This is a genomic window from Halomonas sp. ND22Bw (assembly GCF_003011945.1).
In the GTDB taxonomy this organism is placed as follows: Bacteria; Pseudomonadota; Gammaproteobacteria; order Pseudomonadales; family Halomonadaceae; genus Halomonas; species Halomonas halophila.
In genome coordinates, this window is record NZ_PXWD01000014.1 from 1 (window position 1) to 24,119 (window position 24,119).

General features: G+C 69.3%; 19 protein-coding genes. 10 read left to right on the top strand and 9 right to left on the bottom strand.

The features are described 5' to 3' along the window. Positions 1-162: 162 nt before the first annotated feature. Together CVH10_RS14745 and lldD are read right to left on the bottom strand one after the other, a co-directional pair. Positions 163-1,881: a PPC domain-containing protein gene (locus CVH10_RS14745; protein ID WP_146142938.1), complete on the bottom strand. Its 1,719-nt coding sequence runs from the start codon at positions 1,879-1,881 to the stop codon at positions 163-165. A gap of 85 nt (positions 1,882-1,966) precedes the next feature. Beyond that, the gene (gene lldD / locus CVH10_RS14750; protein WP_035597123.1) at positions 1,967-3,127 is read right to left on the bottom strand and encodes an FMN-dependent L-lactate dehydrogenase LldD; all 1,161 of its coding nucleotides are present in this window, start codon (positions 3,125-3,127) and stop codon (positions 1,967-1,969) included. A gap of 400 nt (positions 3,128-3,527) precedes the next feature. Here lldD and CVH10_RS14755 point away from each other — a divergent pair, with 400 nt between their 5' ends. The 3 genes from CVH10_RS14755 to CVH10_RS14765 are packed head-to-tail and all read left to right on the top strand — an operon-like array spanning position 3,528 to position 7,589. Beyond that, complete coding sequence (locus CVH10_RS14755; RefSeq protein ID WP_046078458.1) at positions 3,528-4,301, top strand: GntR family transcriptional regulator; 774 nt, start codon at positions 3,528-3,530, stop codon at positions 4,299-4,301. Continuing rightward, a complete protein-coding gene (locus CVH10_RS14760; RefSeq protein WP_106489085.1) occupies positions 4,298-6,214 on the top strand; it encodes an ATP-binding protein in 1,917 nt (638 codons plus the stop codon). Before CVH10_RS14755 ends, CVH10_RS14760 begins: the two co-directional genes overlap by 4 nt. Beyond that, the gene (locus CVH10_RS14765) at positions 6,207-7,589 is read left to right on the top strand and encodes a sigma-54 dependent transcriptional regulator (protein ID WP_035597131.1); all 1,383 of its coding nucleotides are present in this window, start codon (positions 6,207-6,209) and stop codon (positions 7,587-7,589) included. The genes CVH10_RS14760 and CVH10_RS14765 overlap by 8 nt, the downstream gene beginning before the upstream one ends. Here the strand turns inward: CVH10_RS14765 and CVH10_RS14770 are convergent. From CVH10_RS14770 to CVH10_RS14780, 3 genes are all read right to left on the bottom strand, one after another. Further along, the gene (locus CVH10_RS14770) at positions 7,565-8,236 is read right to left on the bottom strand and encodes a metal-dependent hydrolase (protein WP_106489086.1); all 672 of its coding nucleotides are present in this window, start codon (positions 8,234-8,236) and stop codon (positions 7,565-7,567) included. The genes CVH10_RS14765 and CVH10_RS14770 overlap by 25 nt on opposite strands. Before the next feature lie 294 nt (positions 8,237-8,530). Beyond that, a complete protein-coding gene (locus tag CVH10_RS14775; protein WP_035597136.1) occupies positions 8,531-9,076 on the bottom strand; it encodes a gamma carbonic anhydrase family protein in 546 nt (181 codons plus the stop codon). Positions 9,077-9,092: 16 nt separating this feature from the next. Then, on the bottom strand, positions 9,093-10,433 hold the full coding sequence (locus CVH10_RS14780; protein ID WP_035597138.1) for a sodium-dependent transporter: 1,341 nt from the start codon (positions 10,431-10,433) through the stop codon (positions 9,093-9,095). 109 nt (positions 10,434-10,542) lie between these two features. Here CVH10_RS14780 and prlC point away from each other — a divergent pair, with 109 nt between their 5' ends. The 5 genes from prlC to CVH10_RS14805 all read left to right on the top strand — a co-directional run bounded on the left by prlC (position 10,543) and on the right by CVH10_RS14805 (position 18,138). Next, positions 10,543-12,591 (top strand): oligopeptidase A, encoded by a 2,049-nt coding sequence (gene prlC / locus CVH10_RS14785; RefSeq protein ID WP_106489087.1) that lies wholly within the window; start codon positions 10,543-10,545, stop codon positions 12,589-12,591. 121 nt (positions 12,592-12,712) lie between these two features. Further along, positions 12,713-12,955: a YheV family putative zinc ribbon protein gene (locus CVH10_RS14790; protein ID WP_035597144.1), complete on the top strand. Its 243-nt coding sequence runs from the start codon at positions 12,713-12,715 to the stop codon at positions 12,953-12,955. A 7-nt stretch (positions 12,956-12,962) separates the two neighbouring features. After that, positions 12,963-14,675 carry a Na/Pi cotransporter family protein gene (locus CVH10_RS14795; protein ID WP_106489088.1) on the top strand — a complete coding sequence of 571 codons (1,713 nt, stop codon included), beginning with the start codon at positions 12,963-12,965 and terminating at the stop codon, positions 14,673-14,675. A gap of 227 nt (positions 14,676-14,902) precedes the next feature. Next, positions 14,903-15,880, top strand: coding sequence for a TAXI family TRAP transporter solute-binding subunit (locus tag CVH10_RS14800; RefSeq protein ID WP_106489089.1), 978 nt, complete (start codon positions 14,903-14,905; stop codon positions 15,878-15,880). Between the two features lie 68 nt (positions 15,881-15,948). Further along, entirely contained in the window at positions 15,949-18,138 is a 2,190-nt protein-coding gene (locus tag CVH10_RS14805; RefSeq protein WP_106489090.1) for a TRAP transporter permease, read from the top strand. Positions 18,139-18,371: 233 nt separating this feature from the next. On the opposite strand, the gene metF is transcribed toward CVH10_RS14805, so the two are convergent. Continuing rightward, positions 18,372-19,214, bottom strand: a complete 843-nt coding sequence (gene metF, locus CVH10_RS14810; RefSeq protein ID WP_035597152.1) for a methylenetetrahydrofolate reductase [NAD(P)H] — start codon at positions 19,212-19,214, stop codon at positions 18,372-18,374. Between the two features lie 244 nt (positions 19,215-19,458). On the opposite strand from metF, the gene CVH10_RS14815 reads away from it, so the two are divergent. Beyond that, the gene (locus CVH10_RS14815) at positions 19,459-20,391 is read left to right on the top strand and encodes an AEC family transporter (RefSeq protein WP_106489091.1); all 933 of its coding nucleotides are present in this window, start codon (positions 19,459-19,461) and stop codon (positions 20,389-20,391) included. On the opposite strand, the gene CVH10_RS14820 is transcribed toward CVH10_RS14815, so the two are convergent. Next, positions 20,381-21,046 (bottom strand): glutathione S-transferase family protein, encoded by a 666-nt coding sequence (locus tag CVH10_RS14820; RefSeq protein ID WP_106489092.1) that lies wholly within the window; start codon positions 21,044-21,046, stop codon positions 20,381-20,383. The two genes, CVH10_RS14815 and CVH10_RS14820, sit on opposite strands and share 11 nt — an antisense overlap. A gap of 114 nt (positions 21,047-21,160) precedes the next feature. Here CVH10_RS14820 and CVH10_RS14825 point away from each other — a divergent pair, with 114 nt between their 5' ends. Further along, positions 21,161-21,706, top strand: coding sequence for a TetR/AcrR family transcriptional regulator (locus CVH10_RS14825; RefSeq protein WP_106489093.1), 546 nt, complete (start codon positions 21,161-21,163; stop codon positions 21,704-21,706). A gap of 16 nt (positions 21,707-21,722) precedes the next feature. Here CVH10_RS14825 and CVH10_RS14830 read toward each other — a convergent pair whose 3' ends face one another. Together CVH10_RS14830 and ahcY are read right to left on the bottom strand one after the other, a co-directional pair. Further along, on the bottom strand, positions 21,723-22,544 hold the full coding sequence (locus CVH10_RS14830) for a UDP-2,3-diacylglucosamine diphosphatase (protein WP_035597164.1): 822 nt from the start codon (positions 22,542-22,544) through the stop codon (positions 21,723-21,725). 106 nt (positions 22,545-22,650) lie between these two features. After that, a complete protein-coding gene (ahcY, locus tag CVH10_RS14835) occupies positions 22,651-24,060 on the bottom strand; it encodes an adenosylhomocysteinase (RefSeq protein WP_035597167.1) in 1,410 nt (469 codons plus the stop codon). Positions 24,061-24,119: the final 59 nt, after the last annotated feature.

The window sequence follows — 24,119 nt, forward strand, 5'->3', positions numbered from 1 at the left end:
AGAAAAACAAGCGCCTCTGCCACTCATCACCGCCTGCAACGTTGCCCGTCGCCGGCAGCGGATGCGTACTTTACGGACTTCACCGGGATGGTGCAAGGACTTTTCTCATCGCACCAGAATCAGCCGCCGGGGCGTCGCCGACGCGACACCCCGGCACCGCTCTTATTCCCCGATGAACAGCCGCACCATGCCGGCGTTGCTGCCGAAAGCCGTCACTTCCACCTCGTAACGGCCAGGCTGCAGATGCTGGGTGATGCGTGAACCGAGCCCCAGGCCGGGCGCATCGTCGTTGTGCTCATTGACGCCGTTGCCGGTCAGGCGCATAACGGTATCCACGGCGCTGGAAGTACTTTCCAGCACCACCTCACGAGGCTCCTCCACCACCAGCTGGTAAGCGAGCCGGCCGCCGGCCGTCATCCGACCGTAGACCACTTCCCCAGGGGTGACTTCGCCGCTGTCGCTCATGCGCCCCTCGAACGGCGACGACTCGGCTCGCAGGGTATAGATACCGCTGCCGCTGTAGCTCTGGACTTCCAGGATATAGTCGCCGGGCTCCAGCACGGTGTTGATCAGCGAGTTGCGATCACCACCGCTGTCGTCGTCGGTCAGCTCGACGCCCTCCCCCTGCAGATACAGCATCGGATCGAAGTCCTGCGAGTCGAGCGCCAGACTCACCTCGGCCGTCTCCTCAACGGTGAAGCGATAGCGGTTCTCGGCAACGCCGATGTACTGCCCGCGCACCTCCTCACCGCTGGCAATCGGCCCGTCGTTACGGAACTCGCCGTCGAATTCGCTGCGCCGCAGCTCGATCGCGTAGTCACCGCGATTACCACCGTAGCTGGCCACCTCGACGCGATAGTCGCCGGCCATCAACACCGTCTGGATGCGCGAATCGGTACCGCCGCCGCCATCGTCGTCGCTGATCTGAGTGTCATTGCCACTGAGGTGCAACACGGTGTCGAAGGCCGTCGAACCGAGATCCAGCGTCACCTCGGAGGGCTCATCGAGATGCAGGGTGTAGTGATTGGTCGACTCACCTTCGAGCGTACCGGTGATGCGATCGCCATCTCGCAGCGGCCCGCCATTGCGACGACCGTCGGAGAGGTCGCGCTGTTCGGCGACCAGCTGATAAGCACCGCCGGCACTCAGCACCTGACTGGCGCACTTCGTCATTGCCATGTTGGGCTTGGCCGCCTGCCCCAGTTGAACGCGGTAGTCGCCAGGCTCCAGATAGGCATCGAGACGAAGTTCGCCCGGCGCACAGGACTCGGCCCGCTGATTCACCCCCTCTCCCACGAGATGCATGTCGAGCCCTTCCTCGCCGGACAGCGCCAGATTGAGGTGGGCGGGAGCGTCCAGGCTGAGCGAGTGTTCGGCGCTGCCGTCGTCCAACCGGCCGACCAACGGCCGGTCGGCCTGCAGCCCGTCCTGGTCGCCGGTCGCCTCGGCCGCCAGCGTATAGGGACCGAAGGCGGCGCCATCCTGCCCGTTGATCACGACCAAGGTGCAGCGCTGCGCCTCGGCAGCGCTCAGCAGGATCGCCGGCTCGCCCTCGGGGCCACTCTCGGCCGAGCCGATCCAGCGTCCCTCATCGTCGAAGGCCGCCAGCGACGCGGCGAAAGGCGCATCCAGCGTGTAACGATAGCGCTCCGCCTCCCCACTGCCGCACATCCAGTGCGCCGAATAGCGCGTGCCGTTGTTGAGGTTGACCGGGCTGGTCGAGGTCAGCTCGCCCTCGATGCTGTCGCCGGCCTGCATCTCCGGCGCCGAGACGAAGCGCGCCTCGTCGTCGCTGCAGCCTGCCAGCAGAGTGAGTCCGACCAGGCCCGCCATCAGGCGACCCGATGAGACGCTGAAGCGCCGAGTTCCTTGAATGTCCACGTCATGTCTCCCTACGTAGTGACGATGCCCCCGCCTCGGCGGGACAGCCGCACTATAGCGGAAAACGCGGCGCTATAGAGGGGCCTCAGGCATCGCCGCCGCGCAGACGCGACTCGGTGACCAGCGAATCCGGCCCCAGGTCGGCGATGGTGCGCGCACCGGTGAGCGTCATGGCCACGCGCATCTCCTTGTCGACCAGCTCGAGCAGGTGAGCCACGCCCGCCTCGCCGGCGGTGGCCAGCGCATAGACGAAGGCACGTCCCAGCAGCACGCTGTCGGCCCCCATCGCGACCATCCGCACCACGTCGAGCCCGCTGCGGATGCCGGAGTCGGCCAGGATGGCCAGGTCGCCCTTCACGGCATCGGCGATGGCCGGCAGGGCGCGGGCGGAGGAAGGCACGCCGTCCAGCTGACGCCCGCCGTGGTTGGAGACCACGATGCCATCGGCGCCGAAGCGCACGGCATCGCGGGCGTCCTCGGGATCGAGGATGCCCTTGATGATCATCGGGCCATCCCAGAACTCGCGGATCCATTCCAGGTCCTTCCACGAGATGGAGGGATCGAAGTTGTCGCCGAGCCAGGCGATGTAATCCTCGAGCTCCGTCGGCTGGCCGCGATAGTCCGAGACATTGCCCAGGTCATGGGGGCGACCGTGAATGCCCACGTCCCAGGCCCAGCGCGGACGGGTCGCGGCCTGCAGCATGCGCCGGATGCCGCCATGCTTGCCGCTCATGCCGGAGTGGGCATCGCGATAGCGCGCCCCGGGCACCGGCATGTCGACGGTAAAGACCAGTGTCTTCACGCCTGCGGCCTTGGCCCGCTCCAGCACGTGCTTCATGAAGCCCCGATCCTTCAGCACGTAGAGCTGGAACCAGATGGGCCGATCCACGGCCGAGGCGACCTCATGGATGGGGCAGACCGACACCGTGGACAAGGTGAACGGGATGCCCTTTCCCGCGGCAGCCCTGGCCGCCTGCACCTCGCCCCGCCGGGCGTACATGCCGGTCAACCCCACGGGTGCCAGGGCGACGGGCATGGCCATGGACTCGCCGAACAGCTCGGTCTCGAGCGACAGCGAGGACATGTCCTTCAGCACGCGCTGGCGCAGGCCGATCTCGCCGAGGTCCTCGACGTTACGCTTGAGCGTATGCTCGGCATAGGCGCCACCGTCGGCATAGTGAAAGAGAAAGGGCGGGATGCGGCGCTTGGCGGCCTGGCGATAGTCCGTGGCGGCGGAGATGATCATGGCGAGCCCTGTACAATGGATGAGCGATCAATAGAGGCCGGCGCGAGCACCACGAAGACGACTCGAAGGCCCTCTTAGTAGGCACGGGCGCGCGCTGGCGCAAGAAATCTCTCCAGTCGGGCGGCGCTTCGGCACAGCGCGAGACACTCGGCGCCTCGCAAGCCATAATTGGTAAAACCAATTGACATCGACTGGTTACCGCACCCTATGGCCCGGCCGCAAGGGTGTCAAAATTCCCGCCGCAAAAGACGCTTATACCTTGGTATTAAGCCATGAAAAGCGCCCCGCAAGCCCTTGAAAAACCAGCACAACGACGCGCGACAAAAAATGCACCATATTGGTAATACCAATTGAATGACGTTACCATGCGCCGAAAGACCTCGCGCCCAGGAACGCCGCCATGTCCTACCAGACCCTGCGCCAGCCACGCCTCGCCGACGTGATCACCGAACGCCTCGAGGCACTGATTCTCGAGGGCAGCCTCAAGCCCGGCCAGCGCCTGCCACCGGAACGCGAGCTGGCCGAACGCTTCGGCGTCTCGCGCCCCTCGCTGCGCGAAGCGATCCAGAAGCTCGCCGCCCGCGGCCTGCTGCACAGCCGTCAGGGCGGCGGCACCTTCATCACCGAGGACCTGCACAGCGGCTACAGCGACCCGCTGCTGGAGATGCTCTCGCGCCACGGCGAGTTCCACCTCGACCTGCTCGAATTTCGCGACGCCATGGAAGGACTCTCCGCCTACTATGCCGCGCTGCGCGCCACGCCCACCGACAAGGCGGTGCTGCTGCAGCGCTTCGAGGAGCTCGAGGCCCGCTTCGAGGCCCGGGACCCGGCCGAAGAGGCCAAGGCCGACGCCGCCTTCCACCTGGCCATCGCCGAGGCCGCCCACAACGTGATGCTGCTGCACACCATTCGCGGCATCTTTCACCTGCTCGAGAAGAGCATCGTCGACAACCTCGAGGCGCTGTTCGCCAAGCCCGACGCCCGCGAGCGGCTGATGACCCAACACCGCGCACTGCTCGATGCCATCCTCCAGGGCCGCGCCGAGGAAGCCCGCGCCTGCGCTCACGACCATCTGGTCTACGTCGAGGAAAACCTGCTGGCCGCGGCCCGCGCCGAGACCCGCGCCCAGCGCTCGCTGCGCCGCGCCCAGTCCATGCCCGCGCCCGACGCATGACGACCACCTCGCCCTCCCCTCGCCGGCGTCGTCTACGCCTGCTGCTGGCCCTGATCGGCCTGGCCGGCCTGGCGCTGTGCCTGTGGCAGACCGCCCAGGTCGCCCGTGAACAGGCCCTTCAGGCGCTGCGCGACGACGCCGAGAACGAGCTGCGACTGTCGGTGGCCGGGCTCACCGGGCACCTGTCCCGTCACGACTACCTGCCCGAGCTGCTCGCCTCGCGGGAGGCCGTGAAGCGTTTCCTGGCGACGCCTGCCCAGCAGGATCCGATGCCGCTCAACCGCCTGCTCGACCGCTTCCGCGCCACCGCCGACGTCTCGGACATCTACCTGCTCGACCGCCACGGCGACACCCTGGCGGCCAGCAACTGGCACCGCGAGAGCACCTTCATCGGCGAGAACTACAGTTTCCGACGCTATTATCAGGACGCCATGCAGGGCCAGAAGGGGCGCTTCTTCGGCCTCGGCCTGCGCTCCCAGGAGCGCGGCTACTACTTCTCGGCACCGATCTGGCTCGACGACACCGCGCCGAACGCCCGGCCCGACGGCGTGATGGTACTCAAGGTGCTGCTGCACGCCGTCGAGGACAGCTGGGCGGAACAGGACGCCGAGCTGCTGGTCACCGACGGCGACGGCGTGGTGTTCATGGCCAGCCGCCGAGCGCTGCGCCTCACCGCCCTGGAGCCCCTCGCCGAGACGGAGCTCGCGGCCCTGCACGCCTCGCGGCGCTACGGCGATGAACCGCTGCCGCCAGCCGGCATCCGCGAGCTCGAACGGCGCGGCGAGAACGCCCGGCTGGTCGGCTTCTCCGATGGCCCGCTGGCCGGCGAGCGATACCTGAGCCTGACCCGGCCGGTGCCCGGCTTCGGCTGGGACATGCACATCCTCAAGCCGCTCACCCCGGTGGTCGACGCCCAGTGGCTGGCGGCGGCGCTGGCCGGCGGCCTCTACGGCCTGGTGGTGCTGGGTGGCGGCATCGGCTGGCAGCGGCTGCGGCTGCGCCGCGAGCGCGAGCGCTTCGCCGAGCGCGAACGCCGCACCCTGGCCAGGGCCCGCGACGAGCTGGAGCGCCACGTGGAGGCACGCACCCGCGACCTGACCGCCACCAACCGGCGCCTCTCCGACGAGATCGAGGAGCGCCGCCTGGCCGAACAGCGCCTGCGCGAGACCCGCGACGAACTGGTCCAGGCCGCCAAGCTGGCGGTACTCGGCCAGCTCGCCGCCGGCATCAACCACGAGCTCAACCAGCCGCTGGCGGCGATCCGCGCCTACGCCGAGAACGCCCGCGCCTTCATCGCCCGCAGCCGCAGCGAGGCCGCCGATGCCAACCTCGGCCAGATCGTCGAGCTCACCGAACGCATGGCCGAAATCAGCGCCCAGCTGCGCCAGTTCTCGCGCAAGAGCGGCGACAACCTGACCGCCGTCTCGGCCCCCTCCTGCTTCGACTACGCCCTGCGGCTGTTCCAGGCCCGGCTCGGCGAAGGTGACGTGGCGGTGGAACGCCGCTGGCCCGAGGACGAGCTCTGGGTACGCGCCGACCCGGTGCGCCTCGAGCAGGTGCTGGTCAACCTGATCGGCAACGCCCTGCAGGCCATGGCCGAGACGCCATCGCCGCGGCTGACGCTCGAGATCGCCGCCGAGGGCGACCGGGTGCGCCTGGCGGTGGCCGACAACGGCCCCGGCATCGCCGAGGACCGGCTGTCGCGCATCTTCGAACCCTTCTACACCACCAAGGCCGCCGGCAGCGGCCTGGGGCTGGGCCTGTCGATCTCGGCGCGTATCATCGACGACCTGGGCGGCCGCCTGGAGGTCGCCAACGGCGCCGAGGGCGGCGCCCGCTTCACCATCAGCCTGCCACGCGACGCGGGCACCGATACCCCGGCATCCAGCGAGGAGCGGCAATCCCATGCATGAGTCCCCGGCGACCCCGGTGATGATCATCGACGACGAGGCGCACCTGCGCATCACCGCCGGCCAGACCCTGGAGCTGGCCGGCTACGAGCCCCGGGCCTTCGAACGCGCCGAGGACGCCCTGGCGGCCCTGACCCCGGACTTCCCCGGCGTGGTGATCAGCGACATCCGCATGCCCGGCATGGACGGCATGGCGCTGCTGCGCGAGATCCGCGATCGCGACCCGGACCTGCCGGTGGTGCTGATCACCGGCCACGGCGACGTCTCCACCGCGGTGGCGGCGATGCGCGACGGCGCCTGGGACTTCCTCGAGAAACCCTTCGCCGGCGAGCACCTGGTGGAAGTCGTCCGACGTGGCATCGACAAGCGTCGGCTGAGCCTCGAGAACCGCACCCTCAAGGCCGAACTCGAGGCCCAGCAGTCGGCCCCCGGCCCGCGCCTGGTCGGCCGCACCCCGGCGATCCAGCGGCTGGCCTCGATGGTCCAGCGCATCAGCCAGGTCGAGGCCGACGTGCTGCTGTTCGGCGAGACCGGCGCCGGCAAGGACCTGGTGGCCCGCGCCATCCACGAGCGCAGCGCCCGCGGCGGCCGGCCCTTCGTCGCCATCAACTGCGGCGCGGTGCCGGAGAGCACCATCGAGTCGGAGCTGTTCGGCCACGAGAAGGGCGCCTTCACCGGCGCCGTGGAGCGGCGCATCGGCAAGTTCGAGCACGCCCAGGGCGGCACCGTGTTCCTCGACGAGATCGAATCCATGCCGCTGTCGCTGCAGGTCAAGCTGCTGCGGGTGCTGCAGGAGCGCAGCATCGAGCGGCTGGGCTCCAATCAGGCGGTACCGCTGGACATCCGCGTGATCGCCGCCACCAAGGTCGACCTCAAGGCCGCTGCCGAGGTCGGCGACTTCCGTGAGGACCTCTACTACCGCCTCAACGTGGTGACCCTGCCGATTCCACCGCTGCGCGAGCGCCGCGAGGATATCCCGCTGCTGTTCCAGCACTTCGCGGTGGTGGCCGCCAACCGCAGCGGCCTGGAGGCGCCGCCACTGGACGCCGCCGGCACCTCGGCGCTGCTGGCCCACGACTGGCCCGGCAACGTGCGCGAGCTGCGCAACCTTGCCGAGCGCTACGTGCTGCTGGGCATCACCTGCGACTACCGGTTGGAGACGCTGCTGGAAGGCGGCGAGAGCGAGGGTGGCGAGCTGCCGCTGCCGCGCCAGGTGGAGCTGTTCGAGAAGAGCCTGATCAGCCAGGCGCTGGCCCGCCACCAGGGCCGCGTCAGCGAGGTCTGCGACGCCCTCGACGTGCCGCGCAAGACGCTCTACGACAAGCTGAAGAAACATGGCCTGAGGGCCGAGGACTACCGCCAGAACGCCGAGCCCTGAGCCACCAGGTCGACCAGCGGCTGCCAGGGCGGCAGCCAGGGGGAGAGGCTGACGATGACCGCCAGCATGGCCAGCGAGTTGCCGGGCTGCCGCCAGTCGAAGGGCTTGAGCGCGGTGCCGAAGGAGCGCTTGAGGCGTGCCCCGGTGAGATCGACGCTGTACAGCTCGTCGAGCAGCAGGTGGATCACGAAACCCAGCGCCAGCGCCGCCCCGTAGATCCAGGCCAGCCGGTCGGGCAGCGCGAACAGCCGATGGCTGAGCGCCGTGGCGGTCAGCCCGCACAGCGCCGCGGCCAGCAGCGAGTGCCAGATGCCGCGATGCACGGTGAAACGGCAGAACAGGGCCCCGCCCAGGTAGCGCACGCCCAGGTAGATGCCGCCACAGGCCACCATCAGTGGCCCCGGGTCCAGCCGGGCCTGCAGCCACAGGGCACCGGCCACCACGGCGGGGATCGCCAGCAGGTTGAAGATCAGGCGAATCGCCTTGGAGCGGTCGGCGTCGATATCGGGGAGAATGCCGCCGAAGGTGATCAGCGCGAGGACGGGCAGACCCTCGGCAAACGCCCACAGCCCGGCCTGCCAGCCGCCGTGGGCGACCACCGCGCCCAGGGTCGCGGCCACGCCGAGGTGGGTTCGGAAGTCGGCCATGCCCGCGGCGCCTCACTGACTGGATAAAACATCAGTTTAGCGCTCGGCATGACCAAAGAAAACAAGCGGTTGGCGGGTTACGCCTTTATTGCACATCCGGCTTGTCCGGAGATGCCCGGCCGGGACGAGCTATCAAACCGGCTCAACAGTTCCTGAACGCCGCGGGTGGGCCGGCGAGGACACGCATGAATACGTCCCTGTAGCTCCCGGCGCCATCCCTGGCGCAGGAGGTCCTCTTCGGCCCGCCCTCGGCTCACTTCGGTATTCGCAGCACGCTTAAAGCGACACAGAGCGTCAGCCCTGCGCCAGATACTCATCCTTCAATTTGACGTAATTGCCGGCGGTATAGGGAAAGAAGGCGCGTTCCTTGTCCTTGATCGGGCGCAGCGCCTTGGCCGGGTTGCCGGCGTAGACGTGGCCGCCCTCCAGGCGCTTGCCCGGCGGCACCACGGCGCCGGCGGCGATGATCACCTCGTCCTCGACCACCACGCCGTCCATGACGATGGCGCCCATGCCCACCAGGATGCGGCTGCCCAGGGTGCAGCCGTGCAGGATCGCCTTGTGGCCCACGGTGACGTCGTCACCGACGGTCAGCGGGAAGCCGTCGGGATTGAAGTCGCTGGCATGGGTGATGTGCAGCACGCTGCCGTCCTGGATGCTCACCCGCTGACCGATGCGGATGCGGTGCATGTCGCCGCGGATCACCGCCATCGGCCACACCGAGCAGTCGTCGCCCAGCACCACGTCGCCCAGCACCATGCAGGCCGGGTCGATGTAGACGCGTTCGCCCAGCTGCGGGCTCGTGCCCTTCCAGGGCCTCAGGGTCTTGGCTTCGCTCATCACACGCCTCCCATCGTCAGATCAGTCCGGAGATCAATACTACCAGCGTCAGCGGAATCGACACCCAGCGCACCGTGGTGCGCCACACGCGAAAGCCGGTGGGCCCGGCGTCCAGGGCCCGCAGCGCTTCCACCTCGGGCAGCACCCAGGCGGCGAACACCGCGATCAGCGCGCCGCCGACCGGCAGGAAGATCTCCGGTGGCACCGTGGTCACCAGCTCGAAGACGTTCATGCCGAACAGCACATGGACGTCGGCCAGCGTCGAGAACGACAGCACCGACAGCAGGCCGACCAGCCATACCGTCACCCCCACCACGGCGGCGGCCTGTCCGCGACCGAGCCCCCAGCCCTGAAGCGTGGCCACCATCGGCTCGGCGAGGTTGATCGACGAGGTCCAGGTGGCCAGCAGCAGCAGCAGGAAGAACAGCGACAGCCAGAAGGCGCCGAACGGCAGGTCGGCGAAGGCCACCGGCAGGGTCACGAACATCAGCCCCGGGCCCTCGGCCGGGTCCATGCCCTGGGCGAACACCACCGAGAAGATGGCGATGCCGGCCAGCAGGGCGACGGTCACGTCCAGCACCGCGACCCCGGCCGCCGCCCGCGGCAGGCTCTGGTGGTCCGGCATGTAGGCACCGTAGGCCATCAGCGCGCAGGCGCCCACTGCCAGCGTGAAGAAGGCATGGCCCATGGCATGGATCATCACCATGGGCGTCATCGCCGACAGGTCCGGCGTGAACAGCCAGGCCAGCGCCGGGCCGAAGCCGCTGGTGGTGGCAGCGTGGCCGGCCAGCACCAGCAGCAGCAGGTAGAGCAGCGGCATCAGCATGTTGTTGAGCCGCTCCAGCCCCTTGGTCACCCCGGCGGCCACCACCAGCATGGTCATCACCAGGAACAGGGTGTGATTGAAGGTCATGCGGGCGGGGTCGGCGAGGAAGGCATCGAAACCGGCACCGATGCTGGCGGCGTCCTGGCCGACGAAGTCGCCGTTGATCGACGAGACGAGGAACTCGATGGACCAGCCCGAAACCACCGAGTAGAAGGACAGGATGCAGAACACCGTGAAGGCGCCGAACAGCCCCAGCCACCGCCAGTGGCGGCTGTGTCCGGCCTGGGTCGCCAGGTGGCTGAGCGACTGCATCGGGCTTCTACGCCCGGCGCGGCCGATCAGGATCTCGGCCATCATCACCGGCAGCCCCAGCAGCAGCACGAAGGCCACGTAGAGCAGCAGGAAGGCGGCGCCGCCGTTCTCCCCGGTGATATAGGGAAAGCGCCAGATGTTGCCCAGCCCCACCGCGGCCCCGGTCACCGCCAGGATGAAGGCGCGGCGGCTGCTCCAGCGCTCCAGGGTCTCGTTCATCGCCTCGTCTCCGGCCTGAAGTTGCAAAGGGCGCCAAGCCTAGCACATTGAAACCCGGCCCGGCCGCCCGCATCTAAGCGCTGTCACTCCTTTGCATCCCGAGGTGCGCATGTCCACGACCCCCCTGCTCGACGCCCACACCCTGCCGCCCTTCGCCGAGATCCGCCCCGAGCACGTGGTGCCGGCCATCGAGACGCTGCTGGCGGAAAACCGCGAGGCCATCGAGGCCCTGGTGGCCAGGGCCGAGCGGGAAACGCCGACCTGGGAGACCCTGGCCGCGCCGCTGGAGGCGCTGAACGACCGCCTGTCCCGGGCCTGGTCGCCGGTCTCGCACCTCAACGGCACCATGAACAACGAGGCGCTGCGCCAGGCCTACGAGACCAGCCTTGGCCTGCTCTCCGACTACAGCACCTGGCTCGGCCAGCACGAGGGGCTGTTCCGCGCCTGGCAGGCGCTCAAGGACGGCCCGGCCTGGGCCGCGCTCGACGAAGGCCAGCGCCGCACCGTGGACAACGCCCTGCGCGACTTCCGTCTGGCCGGCGTCGACCTGCCGCCCGAACAGAAGCGCCGCTACGGCGAGATCCAGTCGCGGCTGTCGAGCCTCGCCAACACCTTCTCCAACCAGCTGCTGGACGCCACCCAGGCCTGGCATCTGGACCTGCCGGACGCCACCCGGCTGGCCGGCCTGCCCGAGAGCGCCCTGGCCACGCTGGCGGCCAACGCCGAGGCCAAGGGCCGCGAGGGCTACCGCATCACCCTGGACTTCCCCAGCTTTCTGCCGGTGATGACCCACGCCGACGACCGCGAGCTGCGTCGCGAGGTCTACACCGCCTTCGTCACCCGCGCCTCCGACGAGGGGCCCAACGCCGGCGAGTTCGACAACGCCCCGGTGATGGAAGAGACCCTGGCGCTGCGCCGCGAGCTGGCCGAGCTGCTGGGCTTCGCCACCTATGCCGACTACTCGCTGGCCACCAAGATGGCCGAGTCGCCCGAGCAGGTGATCGGCTTCCTCGAGGACCTCGCCGAGCGCGCCGTGCCCCAGGCCCGCGAGGAATTCGCCGAGCTGGCCGCCTTTGCCCGCGACGAGCTGGGCCTGGCCGCCCTGGAGCCCTGGGACGTGGGCTACGCCAGCGAGAAGCTGCGCGAGGCGCGCTTCGCCATCTCCCAGGAGCAGCTGCGCCCCTACTTCCCCGCGCCGCGGGTGGTCGACGGCCTGTTCCAGGTGGTCGAGCGGCTCTACGGCGTGACCTTCGAGGAAGACGAGGACGCCCCGCGCTACCATCCCGACGTGCGCTACTTCCGCATCCTCGATGACGGCGCGCCGATCGCCGGCTTCTACCTCGACCTCTACGCCCGCGAGGGCAAGCGCGGCGGCGCCTGGATGGACGAGTGCCGGGTGCGGCGACTGGAAGGCGACACTCTGCAGCTGCCGGTGGCCTACCTGACCTGCAACTTCACCCGCCCGGTGGGTGACAGGCCGGCGCTGCTGACCCACGACGAGGTCACCACCCTGTTCCACGAGTTCGGCCATGGCCTGCACCACATGCTGACCCGCCAGACCGTCGCCGACATCTCCGGCATCAACGGCGTGGCCTGGGATGCGGTGGAGCTGCCCAGCCAGTTCATGGAGAACTACTGCTGGGAGCGCGAGGGCCTCGACCTGATCGCCGGCCACGTCGACACCGGCGCGCCGCTGCCGGCGGAGCTGTTCGACAAGCTGCTGGCGGCCAAGAACTTCCAGTCGGCCATGGGCATGGCGCGCCAGCTCGAGTTCTCGCTGTTCGACTTCCGCCTGCACCGCGAGGCCGCCGCCCCCTCCGCCGCCGACATCCAGGCGCTGCTCGACGAGGTGCGCGACGCCGTCTCGGTGGTGCCGCGCTCGGCCTTCAACCGCTTCCAGAACGGCTTCGGCCACATCTTCGCCGGCGGCTATGCGGCGGGCTACTACAGCTACAAGTGGGCCGAGGTGCTGTCCGCCGACGCCTGGAGCGCCTTCGAGGAGGCCGGCATCTTCGACCCCGAGACCGGCCGGCGCTTCCGCACCGAGATCCTCGAGCGCGGCGGCTCCCGCGACGCCGCGGCGCTGTTCCGCGCCTTCCGCGGCCGCGAGCCCAGCGTCGAGCCGCTGCTGCGCCACAGCGGCATCCGGGCGGCCTGAGACAGCCGCCTGACCGACGTCATCGACACGGCGCGCCGGCCCACCCCGGCGCGCCGTGTCGGTTAGAATGACGACACGACGTGCCGTGACACGCCACACCCATCGATTCCCAGGAGGCCTCATGGCCACCCAGAAACGCTTTATCGCCGGCGCCATCTGCCCGCGCTGCGCCGAGATGGATCGCATCCGCAGCTGGGAGCAGCACGGCATCCGCTACCGCGAGTGCGTGAGCTGCGACTTCTTCGAGCAGCTGCCCATCGAGGAGCAGGCGATGCCCGAGCTCGAGACCCGGGTCAACCGCGAGCCGAGCGAGCCGCAGGCCGACGACCTGCAGACCGTGAAGATCCTCGACCCCAAGGGCTGAGCCACCCGTGTTCGCCGCGGCCCGACCGCTGATCCCGCCCCGCCGGGTGCTCGAGGCGCTCGGCCTGGCCGCGGCCGCCGCCCTGCTGGTGGCGCACGTCGACCTGGCCACCCTGGCCGCCGGCCTCGGCGTCTTCCTGTGGGGCATGACCCATCTCGAGGACGCCATCAAGCGCCTCTCCGGCGGCACCCTCGACCGCTGGCTGCACGACGCCACCCGCGGCCCGCTGCGGGCCATCGGCGTCGGCGCGCTGACCACCGCCCTGGTCCAGTCCAGCTCGCTGGTCACCCTGCTGGCGATGTCCTTCGTCGGCGCGGGGCTGGTCGCCCTGCCCGGCGCCATCGCGCTGATCTTCGGCGCCAATCTCGGCACCACCACCGGCGCCTGGCTGATCGCCGCCTTCGGCCTCAAGATCGACCTGGCCAGCTACGCCATGCCGCTGCTGGCGCTGGGGCTGATCGGCGGGCGGGTGCTGCAGGGCGCTCGCGCCGGCATCGCCACCCTGCTGCTCGGCGTGGGGCTGCTGTTTCTCGGCATCGACTTCATGAAGCTGGGCTTCGAGGCCTGGCAGGACGGCCTGTCGCTGGACGGCCTGGCCGGCGAGCGCGTCTGGCACTGGCCGCTGTTCGTGCTGTTCGGCGTGGTCGCCACCGTGGTGATGCAGTCGAGCCACGCCACGCTGCTGATCATCCTCACCGCGCTGGCCTCGGGGCAGCTGCCCTACCTGCCGGCGCTGGCCATCGCCATCGGCGCCAACGTCGGCACCACCGTGACCGCGCTGATGGGCGCCCTGGGCGCGGGCAGCGCCGGGCGCCGGCTGGCCGGCGCCCATGTGATCTTCAACCTGATCACCGCCTGCGTGGCGCTGGCCCTGCTGCTGCCGCTGGCCTGGCTGGTCGACGCCCTGGCCGACCTGTTCGGCATCGCCGCGGACGACTGGACGCTGAAGCTGGCACTCTTCCACACCCTGTTCAACGGCCTCGGCATCCTGCTGATGCTGCCCTGGATTCCCCGCCTGGCCGGGTGGCTGGAGCGCTGGATTCCGGATCCCGCGCGCCAGGACCCGGCCCAGGCCCGCTACCTGGACGACACCGCCCTGGAGCACGCCGACACCGCCCTGGCGGCCATGGAACAGGAGGCGCGCCGCCTGGAGCGGCGCGCCTATCACCTGCTGTGCGCGGCGATCCTGATGCCCAGCGCCGAGGTGATCGGCCACCCGCCCGACCGGGCGGCGGCTCGGGCCGCCATCGATCCCGACGACTGGCCCTCGGTCAACGCCCGCTACCACGCCCGCATCAAGCCGCTGCTGGCGGAGATTCTCGACTTCTACGCCCGCATCGACGTACCGCTCACCGAGGCGCAGGAAGCGCGCCTGAACGCCCTCTACGAGCGCAGCCTGCGGCTGGTCGAGGCGGTGCGCTTCGGCGAGGTGCTGCAGCGCAGCCTGCTGCGCCATGCGGCGCCCGACAGCCCGCTGCGCGAGGCCCACGACGACCTGCGCATGGCGGTGGCCGAGGGCCTCAACCGCCTGGCCAACGCCCCGGACACGCCGCGGATCGGCGGCGCGCTGGAGGAGACCCGCCGCCACTGGCAGCACGAGCTGGCCGAGCGTCTGCGCCGGCAGCGGCTCGACGCCTGGCAGGCCTCCTCGCTGATGAACGACCTGCATCAGGCCAGCCGCCTGCTGGAGGCGCTGAGCCCGCCGGACGCCGCCGACTGAGCCTGTGCGGAATTCCGCACATGGCGACCCATCCCGCGTGCGGATTCCCGGAACTTCCTCATCCGATCGGCTTCGACCTTTGTCGAAACACTCTTTTTTAACTTTATGAAATAAAGAAACTTTTCCCGTTGTGGAACGGCCCTTGCTGCTGCATGGGCGTCGCAAGCCGGCCCGAGCACTCTCCGCTCGGACCGACCACAATGAACAATCCCGACGGGAGAAACGCCATGTCCACCACCACCCGGATCCTCACCGGCACCCTGGCCGGCGCCATGCTGGTCGCCGGCAGCGCCCAGGCCGATCGCAGCGAATGGCCGGAGAGCTTCACCGTGGGCACCGCCAGCCAGGGCGGCACCTACTTCGTCTACGGCTCCGGCTGGGCCAACATGATCGCCGACGAGCTGGGCCTCTCCGGCGGCGGCGAAGTGACCGGCGGCCCCAACCAGAACCTGGCGCTGGTGCACACCGGTGACCTGGCCCTGGGCCTGACCACCATGGGTCCGGCCGCCGAGGCGAAGGCCGGCCAGAGCCCGCTGGCCCCCGGCGTGCCGATGGACAACGTCTGCGCACTGTTCCCGATGTACGAGACCCCGTTCTCCATCACCACCCTGGCCGACAGCGGCATCGAGTCGATCTCCGACATCCCCGACGGCGCCACCATCGGCTTCGGCCCGGCGGCCTCCACGTCCGACACCTACTTCCCCAAGATCCTCGAGGAACTGGGCGTGGACTTCGAGCGCCGCAACGGCGGCTGGAACGACCTCGGCGGCCAGCTGCAGGACGGCCTGATCGACGTCATCGCCTTCGCCGCGGGCATCCCGGTGCCGGCGGTCAGCCAGCTCGAGGTGCAGACCGACGTCAACATCATCGAGTTCACCGAGGAAGAGCAGCAGCAGATCGTCGACGCCTTCCCGGTCTCGCCGTTCCAGATCCCGGCCAGCACCTACCAGACCCTCGAGGAAGACGCTCAGGCGGTCTCCATGTGGAACTTCACCATCGGTGGCTGTGACCTGCCCGAGGACTTCGTCTACGAGATCACCAAGCTGAGCCTGGAAAACAACGACCGCATGCGCGACATCCACCGCAGCGCCCAGTTCAGCGTGCCGGAGAACATCCAGTACAACACCGTGCTGCCGTTCCACCCGGGCGCCGTGCGCTGGTACGAAGAGAACGGCTACGAGATCCCGGAAGACCAGCAGCTCTGATCCATTGACCGTCCCGCGACCCCGCGCGGCCCCGGTGCGGGGTCGCCTGTTCCCCGAGGGTGACTCCCATGTCCCAGCATCCCGATCCCCGTCACGCCGAGCGTGACGACGAGGAGGTCACTCCCGTCGTCGCCGAGGGCGTCGACGACGACGCGGTGGAATCCAACCGCCGCCTCTACACCGGTTGGCAGTGGCTGCTGTTCGCCGCCATTGCCATCGCCTACTCCAGCTTCCATCTGATCTCGCTGAACCTCTATCCGATGGAGACCTGGTCGTTCCGCATCGTGCACATCTGCGGCGCGCTGATCCTCGGCTACGGCCTCTACGCCGGTACCCGCTTCGCCGATGAGGGCCATGCCCGCTCGCCCGCCTGGCTGGGCTGGCTGAGCTATGCGCTGCTGATTCCCGCCGGCTACGCGCTGTATCAGGTGTTCATGATGCAGAGCGCGATGAACGACGGCGCCATGCGCATCGCCCCCGAGATCGAGGCCTTCCACTACGGCTATCCGCTGATGCTGGCCACCGCCGCCGCCATCGTGCTGTCGTGGAGCTTCCGCCAGTACCGTCACCGCCTGTCGCCGGCCGACCTGGTGCTGATGGTCTGCGCCGTGGCCAGCGCCGGCTACCTGCTGGTGATGTTCAACAGCCCGCTGCGCGCCTCCACCGGCACGCCCTTCGCGCCCATGGGCATCTCCTACGCGGCGATCGCCGGCGCGGCGCTGATCCTCGAGCTGACCCGCCGCGTGGCCGGCCTGGCGCTGGTGATCATCGCCTCCATCTTCCTGATCTACGTGTTCGCCGGCCCCTACCTGCCGGGCTTCCTCGGCTATCCGGGCCTCTCGGTGGGCCGCTTCTTCAGCCAGGTCTACACCGACGCCGGCGTGCTCGGGCCGACCACCGCGGTGTCCTCGACCTACATCATCCTGTTCATCATCTTCGCCGCCTTCCTGCAGGCCTCGAAGGTCGGCGACTACTTCGTCAACTTCGCCTTCGCCGCCGCCGGCCGCGCCCGCGGCGGCCCGGCCAAGGTGTCGATCTTCGCCTCCGGCCTGATGGGCATGATCAACGGCACCAGCGCCGGCAACGTGGTCTCCACCGGCTCGCTGACCATCCCGCTGATGAAGAAGGTCGGCTACCCCGGGCGTAGCGCCGGCGCCATCGAGGCCGCCGCCTCCACCGGCGGTCAGATCATGCCGCCGATCATGGGCGCGGGCGCCTTCATCATGGCCGAGGTCACCGGCATCCCGTACACCGAGATCGCCGTGGCGGCACTGATCCCGGCCATCCTCTACTTCCTGTCGATCTACTGCATGGTCGACTTCGAGGCCGCCCGCAAGGGCATGCGCGGCATGCGCAAGGACGAGATCCCGCTGTTCTCGAAGCTGGTCAAGCAGGTCTACCTGTTCGCGCCGATCATCATCCTGATCGCCGCGCTGTTCATGGGCTACTCGGTGATCCGCGCCGGCACCCTGGCCACCGCCTCGGCCGCCGTGGTGAGCTGGATCTCGCCCTACAAGATGGGCCCCCGCGCCATCCTCAAGGCCCTGCAGCTGGCCGGCACCATGGCCATCCAGATCATCGCCGTGTGCGCCTGCGCCGGCCTGATCGTCGGCGTCATCGCCCTGACCGGCGTCGGCGCGCGCTTCTCCTCGCTGCTGCTCGGCCTGGCCGGCGTCAGCCAGCTGCTGGCGCTGTTCTTCGCCATGTGCATCTCGATCCTGCTGGGCATGGGCATGCCGACCACCGCCGCCTACGCGGTGGCCGCCTCGGTGGTCGCCCCCGGCCTGATCGAGATCGGCATCCAGCCGCTGGTGGCGCACTTCTTCGTGTTCTACTTCGCGGTGGTCTCGGCGATCACCCCGCCGGTGGCGCTGGCCTCCTACGCGGCGGCAGGCATCTCCGGGGACAACGCCATGGGCACCTCGGTGGCCTCGTTCAAGATCGGCCTGGCCGCCTTCATCGTGCCGTTCATGTTCTTCTACAGCCCGGCGATGCTGATGGAAGGCTCCTGGCTGCAGATCCTGCGGGTCGGCGTGACCGCCACCCTCGGCATCGTGCTGCTGTCGGCCACCGTGCAGTCCTGGTTCTTCGGCCCGGTGAAGCAGTGGCAGCGGCTGGTGATGCTGGTCGGCGCGCTTTGCATGATCTACGGCGGCATCGTCACCGACGTGGCGGGACTGGCCATCGGCGCGGCGCTGCTGCTGATGCAGCGCGGCCGTCACGGCGGCGGCACGTCGAGCACGGCGACGTCGAGCTGACGCGACCGCCATCGCCGACGCTTAGAGGTAGAAAGGGCCCGCCATTGGCGGGCCCTTTTGCGTTGTCCGCGCCACCGGGCACGGGCTCCAGCCGATATGGCTCGCGGCCTACTCAGGCGACAGATGTGTTCGGGAGACGGACCGTCGATGCGCCGGCTTCCCACGCGCCGGAAAACAAAAGGCCCTGCCATCGCTGGCAGGGCCCTTCTCATTCGTCACGCTGCGCCATCGGCTCAGCCGCAGATGTTGTCCACCACCCGCAGCGTGGGCTCGGCCTGGTTCAGCGTGTAGAAGTGCAACCCCGGCGCGCCGCCATCGAGCAGGCGCTGGCTCAGGCGTGAGATCACGTCCTCGCCGAAGGCGGCGATGGACTCGCTGTCGTCGCCGTAGGCCTCGAGCTGCTTGCGGATCCAGCGCGGAATCTCGGCGCCGCAGGCATCGGAGAAGCGTGCCAGCTTGGTGTAGTTGGTGATCGGCATGATGCCGGGCACGATCGGCGCCTCGACGCCCAGGGCGCGGGCCCGCTCGACGAAGCGGAAATAGGCGTCGGCGTTGAAGAAGTACTGGGTGATGGCGAGGTTCGCCCCGGCCTTCATCTTGCGCGCGAAGTTCTCCACGTCGCGGTCGGCGTTCGGCGCCTGGGGATGGGTCTCCGGATAGGCGGCCACGGCGATGTTGAAGTGGTCGCCGGTCTCCTCGCGGATGAACTCGACCAGTTCGTTGGCGTAGCGCAGCTCGCCGATGCCGCCCATGCCGGAGGGCAGGTCGCCGCGCAGGGCCACCAGGCTGTCGATGCCTTCCTCGCGATACTGGTTCAGCAGGTCGCGCAGGGCCGCCTTCTCGCTGCCGATGCAGGACAGGTGCGGCGCGGTGGTGAAGCCGGACTCGCGCACCATGCGCACGGTGTCGGTGGTGCGATGCTGGGTCGAGCCGCCGGCGCCGTAGGTGACGGAGAAGAAGCGCGGGCCGCGGGTGGCCAGGGCATCCCGGGTCTGCATCAGCTTGTCACGCCCGGCCTCGGTGTTCGGCGGGAAGAATTCGAAGCTGATACCCAGCGGGTGCTCTTGTGCGCTCATCGATCCAGTCCTCTTGATGGAGCGGTGAAGGAGCCGCGTCGGCGACGGGCGGCGAATGAATGCGCCTATTGTGGACAGCCGGCGGCGCGCCGACCAATGAAAGTTTCGTCGGTCCTGTATCGATTTCTTTCATGTAGAGCCCGGGTTCCTCATGACTGAGACTCCAGATACACGCCGCGGCCGCCTGACAGTCCTGCCTCGAACGGGCATCATGAGGCCTCGCTCGACAAGGAAGAGACGACGCATGAGCCTCGATCCCGATACCCTGATGGGCCCGCTGTGGACGCTGCTGGCCTTCGTCGGCCTGGGCTGGCTGGCGGCCCGGCGGCTGGCCGTCGATCCCCGCCCCATCGCCACCCTGCTGATCTACCTGATCGCCCCGCTGACCTTCTTCCGCGGGCTGATCCTCGGCGGGCCGACCCCGGCCTACCTGCTGATCACCGCCTCGCTGTTCGCCGCCGCCTGCCTGGTGGCACTGCTGGTCAGCGCGGTGGCCCGGCGCGCCCTGCCCGGCGAGGAAGGCGCGGTGCTGGCCTTCTCCGCCGGCACCGGCAACACCGGCTACTTCGGCCTGCCGGTGGCGCTGGTGCTGCTGCCGCCGGAGGGCGTGACGCTGTACCTGTTCGGCGTGCTGGGCGTGACCCTCTACGAGTTCACCCTGGGCTTCTATCTCAGCGCCCGGGGTCGCTTCTCGGTGCGCGACAGCCTGGCCAAGATCCTGCGCCTGCCGCTGATCTACGCCTTCCTGGCGGCGCTGCTGGTGGAGGGCGCCGACCTCGAGGTGCCGAACGCGGTGATGGAGGGGCTCGAGGTCTTCCCGCCCGCCTACACCCTGCTCGGCATGATGATCATCGGCATGACGCTGGGGCGAGTCTCGATACGGCAGTTCGACTGGCGCTTCATCGGCGCCTGCGTGGCGGTGCGCTATGCCTTCTGGCCGCTGCTGGCGCTGGGCGCGGTGCTGGCCCTGCAGGCCACGACCGGGCTGTCGCCCGAACTGGCCACGGCGCTGCTGCTGATCGGCGTGGTGCCGATGGCCGCCAACGTGGTGGTGGTCGCCATGGAGCTCGGCATGGCGCCGGAGAAGGGCGCCCTGGCCGTGCTGCTCACCACCCTCGCCGCCCCGCTGCTGATCCCGTTCTATCTCGGCTGGATGCTGCCGCTGATCAGCGGCTGAGCACGCTCAGGTTCGGCGCCACCAGCACGTTTGCCGCGGCGGGCCGCGCCTTCAGTCGCTCGAGGTAGGCCTGCACACGGGGCGATGCGGCCAGCAGGGCCTCGGCATCGTCGAGGCCCGCGAGATAGTCGAGCATCGGGGCGGCGATGGCATCGGCCACGGAAAACAGGCCACCCACCAGGTAGTCGCCCTCGGCCAGCGGCGCCTCCAGCACCTCCAGCGCCCTCGCCACGCCGGGGCGTGCCGCGGCGACGGCCTCCTCGCGCACGGCACCGCCCTCGCCCTTCGGAAACACGAACTCCAGCAGATAACGGCGTACCAGGGCCTGGTCCACGTAGCCCGCCAGCAGGCCGGTCCACTGATCGACCCGCGCCCTCTCCCAGGGATCGTCCGGCTGCAGCGCCGCCCCGTCGAACGCCGCGTCCAGGTAGCGGCAGATGCTCGGCGTCTCGACCAGCCGACGCTCGCCGTGCAGCAGGATCGGCACCTTGCCGTAGGGGTGCAGCGCCAGGTGCTCGGGGGAATGCATCGCCACGGGCTGGCCGTTGGCCTCCATGCCCAGAGTGTAGGGTACGCCCTTCTCCTCGCAGCACAGCTGGACGCTGCGCACGAAGGTGCTGAACTGGGGACCGACGATATGCACGGAAGCGCTCATGCGGGATCACTCCTTCGAAGGGGATGCCAGAAGGCTAGCCCGCTCCACCATATGTTCAAGAACATAGGGTGGCCCTGTGGCACCATGCCGCCATGTCTGCAAGGAGCCCCGACCATGCCCTGGAGCGACGACCACAAGGCAAGAACCCGCCGCCGCATCCTCGATGCGGCGGCCATGCTGTTTACCCGGCACGGATTCGCCGGCGCCAGCATCGATGACGTGATGCGTCAGGCCGGCCTGACCCGCGGCGCCTTCTATGCCCACTTCACCGCCAAGGACGCGCTCTACGCCGAGGCGCTTCACCATGCCGCCCGGGCCAACGTCCCCCGCCTGGAGGAAGCGAGCGCCAGGGAGCGCGTACTGGGCTACCTGAGCGACGCGCATCGAGCCGGAGAGGAGACCCACTGCCCGCTGGCCTGCCTAGTCAGCGACGTGACCCGGCAGGAGACGAGAGTGAGAGAGACCTACACGCGGCTGTTCCGCGGCTTCGTCGATCGCTGCCAGACGGACGGGGAAGACATGACGGCGCGTCGGCAGGCCATCCAGCAGGCCGTGGCCATGATCGGCGGGATGGCGATCGCCCGCGCCCTCGAGGACGACGCCCTGGCCGATGAAGTGCTCGAGGCCTGTCGGGCGCTCGCCGGCGTCACGGACACCTGACACCGGCAGCGGCGCCTCACGGCACCCGGGCGGCGCCGACCAGATCCGCCTCCTCGGGCACGGCCGGGGCGTCGACGAGCGGCTCGCGCTCGAGCAGCTCGCCCCGCCAGTCGATCAGCCGCAGGGCGCCGTCCGGGGTCTCGAGCAACGCCGTGCAGTGCTCGACCCAGTCGCCGTCGTTGCAGTAGAGCACGCCGTCCCGGGCGCGGAAGCCGGCCTTGTGGATGTGGCCGCCGACGTAGCCGTCGAGCCCCTCCCGGGCCGCCTGGTGCAGGGCGGCCTGCTCGAACTGGGCGACGTAGCGCTGGGCCGCGCCGACCCGGCGCTTCAGCGCGCTGGCCAGCGACCAGTACGGCAGCCCCAGCACGCCCCGGGCGCGGTTGCACCAGCGGTTGAGCGCCAGCACGAACTGGTGCATGCCGTCGCCCAGCGCCAGCATCCAGGGCGCGATGCGCACGTGGGTGTCGAACTCGTCGCCGTGGCTGACCAACAGCCGCCGGCCGTCGGCGGTGACGTGGATCGCCCGGCGCTCGATCTGCACCCGATGGACGCGCAGCCCGCACAGCCGGCGCAGGGCGGCGTCGTGATTGCCGGGGATATAGATGATCTCGCAGCCGCCGCGGGCCAGCCGCAGCAGCCTGGCCACCAGCCGCTGCTGGGCCGGCGGCAGCACCGCCCGCTTCTGCATGGCGATCAGGTCGACGATGTCGCCGACCAGATAGAGCCGCTCCGGCCGCACCCGGCGCAGCAGACTGGCCAGCAGCTCGGCCTGGCAGTCCCGGGTACCGAGATGAATGTCGGACACGAAGAGGGTTCGCGCGCGTGGGGGCGTCGACATGGGCATTCTCCTGACGTGACCCGGTCAGGATGCCCGCCGCGCATGACAGTCCCCGGGCGACGAGGTGACGATCCCGTGTCGCCCGTCGCCCGGGGCCGACGGCGCGTCAGTAGCGGTAGCCGTCGGGCTTGAACGGACCCTCGGGCGCGACGCCGGTGTACTCGGCCTGGGCCTCGCTCAGGCGGGTGATCACGCCGCCGAAGCCTTCCACCATGTAGCGGGCCACCTCCTCGTCCAGGTGGCGAGGCAGCACCGAGACGGTGAGTGCTGCGCGTTGCTCGGCCTCGTCGCGCTCGGCGAAGCGCCCCTCATAGAGGTGGATCTGCGCCAGCACCTGGTTGGCGAAGGAGCCGTCCATCACCCGCGACGGGTGCCCGGTGGCGTTGCCGAGGTTCACCAGCCGCCCCTCCGAGAGCAGGATCAGGTAGTCGCGGCTGTCCGGGTCGTACTCGCCGGGATCGCTGTCGCGATAGACCTTGTGCACCTGCGGCTTGATCTCCTCCCAGTGCCACTGGCGACGCATGTAGGCGGTGTCGATCTCGCTGTCGAAGTGGCCGATGTTGCACACCACCGCGCCGGGCTTCAGCGTCTTGAGCATGGCCGCGTCGCAGGCGTCGATGTTGCCGGTGGCGGTCACCACCAGGTCGATGCGCGACAGCAGCGCCCGGTCGATGCTCGGCATGCCCTCGTTGACGCCACCCGAGTAGGGCGAGACCACCTCGAAGCCGTCCATGCAGGCCTGCATGGCGCACAGCGGGTCGATCTCGCTGACCTTCACGATCATGCCTTCCTGGCGCAACGAGGCCGCCGAGCCCTTGCCCACGTCGCCGTAGCCGACCACCAGCGCCTGCTTGCCGGCCAGCAGGTGGTCGGTGGCGCGCTTGATGGCATCGCTCAGCGAGTGGCGGCAGCCGTACTTGTTGTCGTTCTTGGACTTGGTCACCGCGTCGTTGACGTTGATCGCCGGCACCCGCAGCGAGCCGTCCCGGGCCATCTCCAGCAGCCGGTGCACGCCGGTGGTGGTCTCCTCGCTGATGCCGTGGACCGCGTCGAGCAACTCGGGGCGCTTGTCGTGCAGCAGCGCGGTGAGATCGCCGCCGTCGTCGAGCACCAGGTTGGGCGCCCAGCCGTCGGGGCCCTCCACGGTCTGCTCGATGCACCACCAGAACTCCTCTTCCGTCTCGCCCTTCCAGGCGAACACCGGGATGCCGGCGGCGGCGATGGCCGCGGCGGCGTGGTCCTGGGTGGAGAAGATGTTGCACGACGACCAGCGCACCGTGGCACCGAGGTCGATCAGGGTCTCGATCAGCACCGCGGTCTGGATGGTCATGTGGATGCAGCCGGCGATGCGCGCCCCGGCCAGGGGCTGGCGGTCGCGGTACTTGTCGCGGATCGCCATCAGCGCCGGCATCTCGGTCTCGGCGATGCGGATCTCGCGCCGGCCCCAGTCGGCCAGTTCGAGGTCGGCCACCTTGTGGTCCGTGGTCGGCGGGGCGGATACGACGGGCTGGTTCATGGGTCACCTCTTCTCGACGAAAAGCGTGACCCTCACTATAGGCAGCCCGCCGAGCGGCG

What these genes read in the sequence shown, in the direction of transcription:
- lldD (WP_035597123.1), bottom strand. Translation starts at nt 3,127, where the DNA reads ATGATCATCTCCGCCGCCACGGACTATCGCCAGGCCGCCAAGCGCCGC.
- CVH10_RS14755 (WP_046078458.1), top strand. Translation starts at nt 3,528, where the DNA reads ATGTCCTACCAGACCCTGCGCCAGCCACGCCTCGCCGACGTGATCACC.
- CVH10_RS14760 (WP_106489085.1), top strand. Translation starts at nt 4,298, where the DNA reads ATGACGACCACCTCGCCCTCCCCTCGCCGGCGTCGTCTACGCCTGCTG.
- CVH10_RS14765 (WP_035597131.1), top strand. Translation starts at nt 6,207, where the DNA reads ATGCATGAGTCCCCGGCGACCCCGGTGATGATCATCGACGACGAGGCG.
- CVH10_RS14770 (WP_106489086.1), bottom strand. Translation starts at nt 8,236, where the DNA reads ATGGCCGACTTCCGAACCCACCTCGGCGTGGCCGCGACCCTGGGCGCG.
- CVH10_RS14775 (WP_035597136.1), bottom strand. Translation starts at nt 9,076, where the DNA reads ATGAGCGAAGCCAAGACCCTGAGGCCCTGGAAGGGCACGAGCCCGCAG.
- CVH10_RS14780 (WP_035597138.1), bottom strand. Translation starts at nt 10,433, where the DNA reads ATGAACGAGACCCTGGAGCGCTGGAGCAGCCGCCGCGCCTTCATCCTG.
- prlC (WP_106489087.1), top strand. Translation starts at nt 10,543, where the DNA reads ATGTCCACGACCCCCCTGCTCGACGCCCACACCCTGCCGCCCTTCGCC.
- CVH10_RS14790 (WP_035597144.1), top strand. Translation starts at nt 12,713, where the DNA reads ATGGCCACCCAGAAACGCTTTATCGCCGGCGCCATCTGCCCGCGCTGC.
- CVH10_RS14800 (WP_106489089.1), top strand. Translation starts at nt 14,903, where the DNA reads ATGTCCACCACCACCCGGATCCTCACCGGCACCCTGGCCGGCGCCATG.
- CVH10_RS14805 (WP_106489090.1), top strand. Translation starts at nt 15,949, where the DNA reads ATGTCCCAGCATCCCGATCCCCGTCACGCCGAGCGTGACGACGAGGAG.
- metF (WP_035597152.1), bottom strand. Translation starts at nt 19,214, where the DNA reads ATGAGCGCACAAGAGCACCCGCTGGGTATCAGCTTCGAATTCTTCCCG.
- CVH10_RS14815 (WP_106489091.1), top strand. Translation starts at nt 19,459, where the DNA reads ATGAGCCTCGATCCCGATACCCTGATGGGCCCGCTGTGGACGCTGCTG.
- CVH10_RS14820 (WP_106489092.1), bottom strand. Translation starts at nt 21,046, where the DNA reads ATGAGCGCTTCCGTGCATATCGTCGGTCCCCAGTTCAGCACCTTCGTG.
- CVH10_RS14825 (WP_106489093.1), top strand. Translation starts at nt 21,161, where the DNA reads ATGCCCTGGAGCGACGACCACAAGGCAAGAACCCGCCGCCGCATCCTC.
- CVH10_RS14830 (WP_035597164.1), bottom strand. Translation starts at nt 22,544, where the DNA reads ATGTCGACGCCCCCACGCGCGCGAACCCTCTTCGTGTCCGACATTCAT.
- ahcY (WP_035597167.1), bottom strand. Translation starts at nt 24,060, where the DNA reads ATGAACCAGCCCGTCGTATCCGCCCCGCCGACCACGGACCACAAGGTG.